Origin of the sequence: Serratia sp. 2723 (assembly GCF_050434425.1) — a bacterium.
In the GTDB taxonomy this organism is placed as follows: Bacteria; Pseudomonadota; Gammaproteobacteria; order Enterobacterales; family Enterobacteriaceae; genus Chania.
Window position 1 is genome coordinate 62,592 of record NZ_JBNDIN010000020.1, and the last position, 8,647, is coordinate 71,238.

At 51.9% G+C, this 8,647-nt stretch carries 10 protein-coding genes and 1 other RNA gene; 4 read left to right on the forward strand and 7 right to left on the reverse strand.

Going from position 1 to position 8,647, the window contains the following annotated elements; genetic code table 11:
- Nucleotides 1-12: 12 nt before the first annotated feature.
- From ABIE29_RS22130 to smpB, 3 genes are all read right to left on the reverse strand, one after another.
- Entirely contained in the window at nt 13-1,014 is a 1,002-nt protein-coding gene (locus ABIE29_RS22130; protein ID WP_429621340.1) for an ABC transporter substrate-binding protein, read from the reverse strand.
- Between the two features lie 387 nt (nt 1,015-1,401).
- Nucleotides 1,402-1,765: a transfer-messenger RNA gene (ssrA, locus tag ABIE29_RS22135) on the reverse strand.
- Between the two features lie 48 nt (nt 1,766-1,813).
- On the reverse strand, nt 1,814-2,296 hold the full coding sequence (gene smpB, locus ABIE29_RS22140; RefSeq protein ID WP_429621342.1) for an SsrA-binding protein SmpB: 483 nt from the start codon (nt 2,294-2,296) through the stop codon (nt 1,814-1,816).
- Between the two features lie 161 nt (nt 2,297-2,457).
- On the opposite strand from smpB, the gene ABIE29_RS22145 reads away from it, so the two are divergent.
- The gene (locus ABIE29_RS22145) at nt 2,458-2,892 is read left to right on the forward strand and encodes a type II toxin-antitoxin system RatA family toxin (RefSeq protein ID WP_021178920.1); all 435 of its coding nucleotides are present in this window, start codon (nt 2,458-2,460) and stop codon (nt 2,890-2,892) included.
- Nucleotides 2,885-3,169, forward strand: coding sequence for an RnfH family protein (locus ABIE29_RS22150; protein WP_429621344.1), 285 nt, complete (start codon nt 2,885-2,887; stop codon nt 3,167-3,169). Before ABIE29_RS22145 ends, ABIE29_RS22150 begins: the two co-directional genes overlap by 8 nt.
- Before the next feature lie 113 nt (nt 3,170-3,282).
- On the opposite strand, the gene bamE is transcribed toward ABIE29_RS22150, so the two are convergent.
- The 3 genes from bamE to nadK all read right to left on the reverse strand — a co-directional run bounded on the left by bamE (nt 3,283) and on the right by nadK (nt 6,351).
- Entirely contained in the window at nt 3,283-3,621 is a 339-nt protein-coding gene (gene bamE, locus ABIE29_RS22155) for an outer membrane protein assembly factor BamE (RefSeq protein WP_021178918.1), read from the reverse strand.
- A 103-nt stretch (nt 3,622-3,724) separates the two neighbouring features.
- Nucleotides 3,725-5,386 (reverse strand): DNA repair protein RecN, encoded by a 1,662-nt coding sequence (gene recN / locus ABIE29_RS22160; RefSeq protein WP_429621347.1) that lies wholly within the window; start codon nt 5,384-5,386, stop codon nt 3,725-3,727.
- An 86-nt stretch (nt 5,387-5,472) separates the two neighbouring features.
- Nucleotides 5,473-6,351 carry an NAD(+) kinase gene (nadK, locus tag ABIE29_RS22165; protein WP_429621349.1) on the reverse strand — a complete coding sequence of 293 codons (879 nt, stop codon included), beginning with the start codon at nt 6,349-6,351 and terminating at the stop codon, nt 5,473-5,475.
- A gap of 124 nt (nt 6,352-6,475) precedes the next feature.
- Between nadK and grpE the strand changes: the two genes are divergently transcribed.
- Entirely contained in the window at nt 6,476-7,051 is a 576-nt protein-coding gene (gene grpE, locus ABIE29_RS22170) for a nucleotide exchange factor GrpE (protein WP_071683953.1), read from the forward strand.
- A gap of 52 nt (nt 7,052-7,103) precedes the next feature.
- On the opposite strand, the gene ung is transcribed toward grpE, so the two are convergent.
- Complete coding sequence (gene ung, locus ABIE29_RS22175; protein WP_429621351.1) at nt 7,104-7,787, reverse strand: uracil-DNA glycosylase; 684 nt, start codon at nt 7,785-7,787, stop codon at nt 7,104-7,106.
- 348 nt (nt 7,788-8,135) lie between these two features.
- Here ung and grcA point away from each other — a divergent pair, with 348 nt between their 5' ends.
- Entirely contained in the window at nt 8,136-8,519 is a 384-nt protein-coding gene (gene grcA / locus ABIE29_RS22180; protein WP_021178913.1) for an autonomous glycyl radical cofactor GrcA, read from the forward strand.
- The last annotated feature ends 128 nt before the right edge of the window (nt 8,520-8,647 follow it).

Genomic DNA, 8,647 nt, shown 5'->3' on the forward strand with positions numbered 1-8,647 from the left:
GTGCTACTGCCGTCATTTATCTAGTCCCAGATTTCTGAGCTGTTTGCCAACTTGTTCTGCACCATAGATGGTGCGAATCGTTGGGTTCATCGCCTGACCGTCCATCACGACGATGTGGCCTTTTTTCACCGCATCTAATTGACTAACCGCAGGATCGGTTTTGAGAAATTTAATCTTTTCTTCTGCGTTATCGAGCGCCCAGCGATTTCGGTCAAGGCTTGAAACCACAATCACATCGGGATCTGCAGCAATGATGCTCTCCCAACCAACGGTCGGCCACTCGGTCTCTGAGGTGATGGCGTTATGGCCGCCCAGCAGATTAGCGATAAAGCCGGAAGCGCCGTTCTTGCCGCCGACATAGGCGTCAGAGGAGGGGGAAGAGCTGGAGAACCAGAAGACAAACGAAAGGTCTTGTTTGTTTTTTCCGAACTCCCGGCGAAGGTCTGCTTCGCGTTGTTTAAAATCGGCAATTAGCGCCTGGCCGCGATCTTCGACGTTGAAGATTTTGGCAAAATCCGCAATCTCTTGATAAAGGAAGGCCATGTTCCACAGTTTTTGGCGGCTACCGTACATATCGCCAATATCTTTTTTGGTTGCGCACATACCTGGAGACATGTAGCTATTCACGCCAACGGTGGCGAGATCTTCGCGCTTGGCGACTTTACTTTCTGGGCCGAGCAGCAAAGGTAGTTGTGAGGGAACAAAATCAGGGTTTTGCGCAAGAATAGATTCCAGTGTCGGTATTTCTACCGTCAGCGTTTTGATTTTTTCATTTTTTTCAGCTAGTTGTGGCAGAACTTTGGTCGGCCAAAACGCACTGGCGACCATCTTGTCCTGCAACCCCAATAGCAGCAGAATTTCGACGGTATTTTGTCCCAATGCGACGACGCGCTCGGGGGCTTTGGTAAACGTCTCTTTATATCCACAATTCTCAATCGTTAGAGGATACGTGGTTGCCAAAGCAGAGCTGGCCGAGGCGAGCACCATTCCTAACGCACAGATGACCTTTTTCATTTAACACAACTCTTGACGGAATGAATGTTGACTGAGAAAACGCAATGATAATGAAAATTATTAATTATGCGATAAAAATTTACGGCTTAATCCATGGGAAAATACGCAGTAAACACACGTTAATGATAGGGACTTAAGCGGCGAAAAACACGTTAAGTAGGTGATGACGCCGTGGATGACCGCCTCACCTGACTTTGGCTCTGCATCAGCCCCTCTGACTAAAGGGTTGGGGGGATGTTGGTCTCCTTATTAGACAAACGTCAATACTGATAACACATTGATTTAATTTATAATCACTGGATTTCAAACACAAAAAAGCCCGCAACGTGAATTGCGGGCTTTTTCGTCACTGTCGCCGGGTCTATCTGGTATCACTGGCGACCTATTTGGTGGAGCTGGGGGGATTTGAACCCCCGTCCGAAATTACTACACCGTCGGCACTACATGCTTAGTCCAATCTTTACATTCGCCGGTCAGCTGCGGATGGACACGCCACTAACAAACTAGCCTGATTAGATTTAGCACTTTAGCCCCAGGCAGGACTTCCATGCGATCTCTTTTGGGTTTGACCTCTCTTGATCCCCGTCTTAAGAGCGGAAGCTAGGGAGAGAGGGCTCTAAGCAGGGTATTAAGCTGCTAGTGCGTAGTTTTCGTCGTTTGCGACTATTTTTTTGCGGCTTTTTACGAGGCAAACCGCCCCTCGGCATGCTCCTAGGGCTTCGCAAATCCCGTCGAATCCAGAATCAGCCCCAAGTACTTCGTGCAGTATAACAGAAGATTACCCTGTTAAGCCAGCGGCTTAACGATTGGCATGCTTCATGATACGGGCTTTCGCCGTCTGCCACTCACGATCTTTGATGTCATCGCGCTTATCGTGTTCTTTCTTACCTTTGGCTACGCCGATTTTCACCTTGCTCCAGGCATTTTTCCAATACATGGAGAGGGCGACGACGGTGTAACCATCGCGGGTAACGCGGCCAATCAGTGAGTCTAGCTCACGTTTTTTCAGCAGTAGTTTACGGGAACGTGTTGGATCGCATACCACATGAGTTGAAGCGACGTTCAGCGGCGAAATGGTGGCGCCAAACAGATAGGCTTCACCGTCGCGGAACATCACATAACTGTCGCTGATGTTAGCTTTGCCAGCACGCAGTGATTTTACTTCCCAACCTTGCAGTGACAAACCCGCCTCGATCTCCTCTTCAATGGAGTATTCGAAACGTGCTCGCTTGTTTTGTGCAATGGTCGCGGAACCGGGTTTGTATGCTTTTTTCTTTGTCATAGTGCGATCATTATACTGGATGGCGCAGCGAAAGAAATCCTTTCCCACTCAGCACCTGCGCAATTTCTTGCATTTTGGACCCGCGCCGTGCGTAGCAGATTTTTTGTTTGATGTCAGATAAATGGTATTATCTGTACGTTTTTTGCCTTTCAGGAAATGATATGCCCCAGATCAGTCGATCTGCATTAGTGCCATTCAGCGCTGAGCAGATGTATCAGTTGGTTAACGATGTTCATTCTTACCCCGATTTCCTGCCAGGATGTACCGGCAGCCGGGTGATTGCCGCTTCCCCTAATGAAATGACCGCAGCGGTAGAGGTGGCAAAAGCTGGCATCAGCAAAACCTTTACCACGCGCAATACTCTGCTGGATAACCAAAGTATCAATATGCAGTTGGTCGATGGCCCGTTTCGCAAGCTGATGGGCGGCTGGCAGTTCACTGCGTTAAGCCCCGAGGCGTGCAAGGTTGAGCTGCACCTGGATTTTGAGTTCACCAACAAACTGATCGAGCTGGCCTTCGGTAAAGTGTTTAAAGAACTGGCCGGGAGTATGGTGCAAGCGTTCACTCAGCGTGCCAAAGAGGTCTACAGTGTCTGAGATACGTGTTGAGGTGGTCTATGCGTTACCGGAACGCCAGTATGTGCGCCAGGTTAAGTTGGCAGTAGGCAGCAGCGTTGAGCAGGCCATCCTGGCTTCTGGGCTGTTAGAGCTACGCAGCGATATCGATTTGGCCAGCAACAAGGTGGGCATTTACAGTCGACCGGCCAAGCTGGGTGATGTGCTCAATGATGGCGACAGGGTAGAGATTTACCGGCCATTGATTGCCGATCCGAAAGAACTGCGCCGCCAACGGGCGGAAAAAGCAAAAAAATAAGGCGCTTAATGCGCCTTATCTTCATCAGAACGTTGTCTTCCGAGTTGCAGCCTGCGACTGTCATGAAGGATATCACTCTTCCCCCACGGGCCGGATGACAGCTCCGGCTCGGCTTATTCGGTCAGTGCCGGTTTATTCTGCAGATCCGTCAACACGCCTGCGCTGTCGAATGTCAGCGTCAGCGTTTGCTGTGTGATCTTCTCATGGCCTGGCTCTTGGCGGAACACGTAGAACCACGTCTGGGTACCAAACGGATCCTGCATCATTGGTGTGCCCAATGTGTAAGCAACCTGCTGTTGCGTCATTCCCTTGTGGATTTTTGCCACGTCGGTCGGTGTCAGGTAGTTACCCTGGTTGATATCAGGCCGGTAAACCACCTTCTCAAAAGTAGAACAGCCTGCGGTCAGCATCACAAGAACCACAGCGGCAGCTGTCAGCATTTTACAGCGCATAATAATCACATTCCTTTAGGGCATAGGATGCCGATGATAATAGACCTTGCAGCAGTTGGGAACCTTTACAGGGCCTCATTATGACCTCAGGAAAGCAAAAAAGTTATGCGGCCAGCAATTCTTTTGCGTTTGCCAGCGTATTTTTAGTGACTTCACTGCCGCCAAGCAGGCGCGCCAACTCTTGCAGGCGGGCACGTTTGTCCAAGGGTGACATCTGGGTTTCGGTTACCGTGCCGTCGGTTTGCTTGCTGACAAATAAATGTTGATGACCGCAACCGGCTACCTGCGGCAGGTGGGTCACGCACATAACCTGAGTTGATTCACCCAACTGACGCAGCAGGCGGCCAACAATGGCGGCCGTTGGGCCACTGATGCCTACGTCCACCTCATCGAAGATCAGCGCCGGGGTTTCCATTTTACGGGCGGTAATGACCTGGATGGCTAACGCGATGCGGGAAAGCTCACCGCCGGAGGCCACTTTTGCCAACGGTTGCAGCGGTTGCCCCGGGTTGGTGGAGACGCAGAACTCAACGCGGCTGGCCCCTTCGCTGCTTAGGTATTCTGGTTCAAAGCGTACGTCGATATTAAATTTGCCGTGCGGCATCGAGAGCGCATTCATGCTTTCGGTGATCAGGGTGGTTAACTCGGCTGCGTAGTGCTGCCGTTTTTGGTGCAGTTGTTCAGCCAGCACCAGCGCCTGTTGATGATGCAGGTTTACCGCTTCGCTCAGGTGTTGCTGATCGCTGGCCTGTTGGGAAAGCAACTGTTGCTCATCCAGCAACTGTTGATGCAGGCCGGGTAATTCTTCCGGCGCAACGTGGTGCTTACGTGCCAGGCTGATTTGGCGTGACAGGCGCTGTTCCAGCTCATGCAGCCGGTTAGGATCGAGATCCATGCGGTCTGCGTAATGGCGCAGTTCATCGCTGGCTTCGCTGATTTGGATCGAGGCTTCTTCCAGCATATCCAGCAGGCCGCTTAACTTCTCATCCATGCCGATCAGATCCAGCAGTAAATGCTTGGTGGTGTAGAGCTGGCTGAGCATGTTGTGTTGCTCGTCATCGGCCAGCAGTTGCAGGGCCTGCTGGCTGAGGGTCAGCAACTGGCCGCTGTTGGCCAGACGTTTGTATTCACTGTCGATCTGCTCAAACTCACCGGCCTGCGGGGCGAATTCGTTCAGCTCTTTCAACTGGTATTGCAGCAGTTGTTTGCGGGCATCGCGTTCGAGAGATTGCTGCTGGTGGTGCGCCAGCTCGCGGCAGCTTTGATGCCATTGGTGGTAAGCCTGGTGCATGGCTGCCTGTAGGGCGGGTTCGCCAGCATAGGCATCCAGCAACTGTTTTTGGTGTTCGGGTTTTAGCAGCAGCTGGTGAGCATGCTGGCCATGGATCTGGATCAGGCGCTGGCCAAGCTCCCGCAATTGGGATAGGGGAACGGCGGTGCCGTTGATAAAGCCACGGGAGCGGCCATCTGCCCCGATCACGCGGCGCAGCAGGCACTCGTTGCTGTCATCCAACTGGTTTTGCTCCAGCCATGCGCGGGCGGAAGGGGTATCTGCCAGTGAGAAGCGGGCACAGATATCGGCGCGGGAGGCCCCCAGACGTACCACGTTGCCGTCGGCACGGTTGCCGAGGCACAGACCTAACGCATCAATAGCAATCGACTTACCGGCACCGGTCTCACCGGTGATTGCCGTCATACCCGCTTGAAAGTCGATCTCCAACTCACGAACGATAGCAAAATTGCTGATGGTTAATTGCGCCAACATAGGGACCTTCCTGTTCATAAACACATGACTGTGATTTCATACAGTATAAACTGGTTTTATATACAGTAAAGCGGTTGGCGCCATTTTTAGAATAATTTTTTTGACCAGCCTAATTTGGTACTCAACGTATTGAAATAGCTGTAATCCTTGGGGTGGATCAGGTTCAGGTGGAAGTCGCTGCGGCGGATCAGTACCTCTTCGTCTTCCTGGATGGGCAGGGCGATCTGGCTGTCGCAGCTGATTTCCAGATCGCTGCCGATATGGGAAAACTTCAGGCGAATGGTGCTGTCGCCGTTGATCACCAGCGGCCGGGCAGAAAGCGTGTGCGGGAACATTGGCACCAGCGCGATGGCTTCCAGCGATGGGGTCAGGATGGGCCCGCCAGCGGAAAGCGAGTAGGCAGTAGAACCGGTTGGCGTGGCGATGATCAGGCCATCGGAACGCTGCGAGAAGGCGAAGCGATCGTCAATATAGACTTCGAACTCGATCATATGCGCCACCTTGCCAGGGTGTAACACCACTTCGTTAATCGCGGTGCTGACGCGGCATTGCTGGTACTCTTTATGGACGATGGTTTCCAACAGGAAGCGCTTCTCGTCAATATATTCCCCTTCCAACACGTCTGCCAACTGCTGGAGTGCGTTGTCCGGATCGAGATCGGTCAGGAAGCCGAGATTGCCACGGTTTACCCCGATCACCTTGATGTCATAACGCGCCAATACGCGCGCTGCGCCCAGCATATTGCCATCACCACCCACCACGACGGCCAGATCGGCCTGTTGACCAATCTCTGCCAGGCTGCCGGTGTCGACGTCTTTCATGCCTAAATCATGGGCAATCTGGCGCTCAAGGATCACCTTGTAGCCACGGGCAACCAACCATTCAAACAGCATTTCATGAGTAGCTAATGCGGAAGGGTGACGCGGGTGCCCAACAATGCCAATACATGCAAATTTTTTCTTCATCGCTGCCATTTTCCTCACCAGGGACGGTTTATGCCCCACATTGTGACCGGTTGACTTGAAACCCCGGTTTTGATCCCCATAATAAGCCAAGTTGCGAGATTAATGCTAAAACGCGGAGATATTCATGAGTAGTAAAGAACAGAAGACGCCAAACGAGCAAGCCTCGGAAGAAATGGAACAGCAAGTACAGCACGAGGAAGCCATGGCGGCAGGCGCCGATCTGCGCGATGATCGCATTGCCGAGTTGGAAGCCCAACTGGCCGAAGCTCAGCAACGCGAGCGTGATAGTGTGCTGCGTGCCAAGGCCGAAATGGAAAACGTTCGCCGCCGTAGCGAGCTGGATGTCGAGAAGGCTCACAAATTCGCGCTGGAAAAATTCTCAGGTGATTTGCTGCCGGTGATCGACAACCTGGAGCGAGCACTGGAGCTGGCGGACAAGAACAATCCTGAACTGGTCGCGATGATCGAAGGGATCGAGCTGACGCTGAAATCACTACTGGACGCGGTACGCAAGTACGGCATCGAAGTGGTAGGCGAACTCAACGTGCCATTCAACCCGGACGTTCACCAGGCGATGAGCCTGATGGAATCAGCCGACCATCAGCCGAACCATGTGATGATGGTGATGCAGAAAGGCTACACGCTGAATGGCCGCCTGCTGCGCCCTGCGATGGTAGCGGTATCCAAAGCCAAGTCTTAATAAGATCTGGTGAGGATTAAGGCACCCGTGTGGTGCCTTTTTTGTGCCTGGATCATTCCTGCGGCAGGTGCGGCACCCAGTCAATCGGTGCCAGGCCTTGTTGTTCCAATAACTGATTGGTTTGCGAAAAGTGGCGGCAACCCAGGAAACCGCGATGGGCGGAAAGCGGGGAGGGATGCGGTGCTTTCAACACATGATGGCGCTGGCGATCGATAAAGCTGCCTTTCTTCTGCGCATGTGACCCCCACAGCAGGAACACGACACCCTCGCGATTTTCGTTTAGTGCGGCAATGACCTTGTCGGTAAAGGTTTCCCAGCCCAGGTTAGCGTGAGAATGCGCCCGGCCACCTTCAACGGTTAATACGGTATTGAGCAGCAGTACACCTTGTTTGGCCCAGCTTTGCAGGCAGCCGTGTGTCGGGCGTTCAAAGCCAGGGATATCCGTCACCAGCTCTTTATACATATTGACCAGTGAAGGCGGTGCGGGGATGCCTGGGCGCACGGAAAACGACAGGCCATGGGCCTGGTTTGGGCCGTGGTAGGGATCTTGACCCAGGATCACTACTTTGACGTCCGCCAACTCGGTAAAGCGGAAAGCGTTAAACACGTCTTTCTGCGGTGGATAAATGGTCTTACCGGCCTGGCGTTCATTGGCAACAAAGGCGAGTGTGTCCAGAAAGTAGGGCTGCTCTTTCTCTTTGCCAATGACGTCATGCCAGGTGAGGGAGGTAGACATAAGCACTCTCCTTTGTTTTTGTTAGCAATTCAAGGTGCATAGCTTACCGTTAACCTCTGCTCGGCGAAACCCGCTTTTTCAATGGGTATGGCGAGCGAGATATACAAATATTTTTGAAAATTTACAAAAATAATTTTAATGAGCAAGAAGGTAAAATTGATATAAAACATAAATTTGCCTCTTATGCTCATTCAGCTACCCCGTAAAAATTGATTTTAGTCAAAGAATTGACCCGGTTTGACTGGTATACAGAACAACAAGACAACATTGGTTTTACCAAATGGCCGGAAATCACAACCGAGTTTCCGGCGACGTAGAAATTTTTCTCCCTATTACGGAGGCAACAAAATGATTACTGGTATTCAAATCACTAAAGCGAACAATCAAGCACTGGTGAACTCTTTCTGGCTGCTGGATGAAGAGAAATCAGAAGCGCGCTGTGTGTGTGCCAAAGCGGATTATGCGGAAGATCAGATCGTGCCTGTTAGCGAACTGGGCCAGATCGAGTACCGCGAAGTGCCGATGGAAATGCAACCTACCGTGCGCGTAGAAGGTGGTCAGCACCTGAACGTGAACGTATTGCGTCGTGAAACGCTGGAAGATGCGGTCAAGAACCCAGAAAAATATCCGCAGCTGACCATTCGTGTTTCTGGCTATGCGGTGCGTTTCAACTCACTGACGCCAGAACAGCAACGTGACGTTATCGCACGTACCTTTACCGAAAGCCTGTAATTTCCGGCTAGGTAAAAAAAGGGAGCTTCGGCTTAATGCCGATCGTTTAAGGATCGGTTGACCGATCCGGTGGCTGGTGTAAAAAGGGTTCATGTTCATCATGGACCCTTTTTAAATGGAACTCTCAC

What these genes read in the sequence shown, in the direction of transcription:
- ABIE29_RS22130 (WP_429621340.1), bottom strand. Translation starts at nt 1,014, where the DNA reads ATGAAAAAGGTCATCTGTGCGTTAGGAATGGTGCTCGCCTCGGCCAGC.
- smpB (WP_429621342.1), bottom strand. Translation starts at nt 2,296, where the DNA reads ATGACAAAGAAAAAAGCATACAAACCCGGTTCCGCGACCATTGCACAA.
- ABIE29_RS22145 (WP_021178920.1), top strand. Translation starts at nt 2,458, where the DNA reads ATGCCCCAGATCAGTCGATCTGCATTAGTGCCATTCAGCGCTGAGCAG.
- bamE (WP_021178918.1), bottom strand. Translation starts at nt 3,621, where the DNA reads ATGCGCTGTAAAATGCTGACAGCTGCCGCTGTGGTTCTTGTGATGCTG.
- recN (WP_429621347.1), bottom strand. Translation starts at nt 5,386, where the DNA reads ATGTTGGCGCAATTAACCATCAGCAATTTTGCTATCGTTCGTGAGTTG.
- nadK (WP_429621349.1), bottom strand. Translation starts at nt 6,351, where the DNA reads ATGAAGAAAAAATTTGCATGTATTGGCATTGTTGGGCACCCGCGTCAC.
- grpE (WP_071683953.1), top strand. Translation starts at nt 6,476, where the DNA reads ATGAGTAGTAAAGAACAGAAGACGCCAAACGAGCAAGCCTCGGAAGAA.
- ung (WP_429621351.1), bottom strand. Translation starts at nt 7,787, where the DNA reads ATGTCTACCTCCCTCACCTGGCATGACGTCATTGGCAAAGAGAAAGAG.
- grcA (WP_021178913.1), top strand. Translation starts at nt 8,136, where the DNA reads ATGATTACTGGTATTCAAATCACTAAAGCGAACAATCAAGCACTGGTG.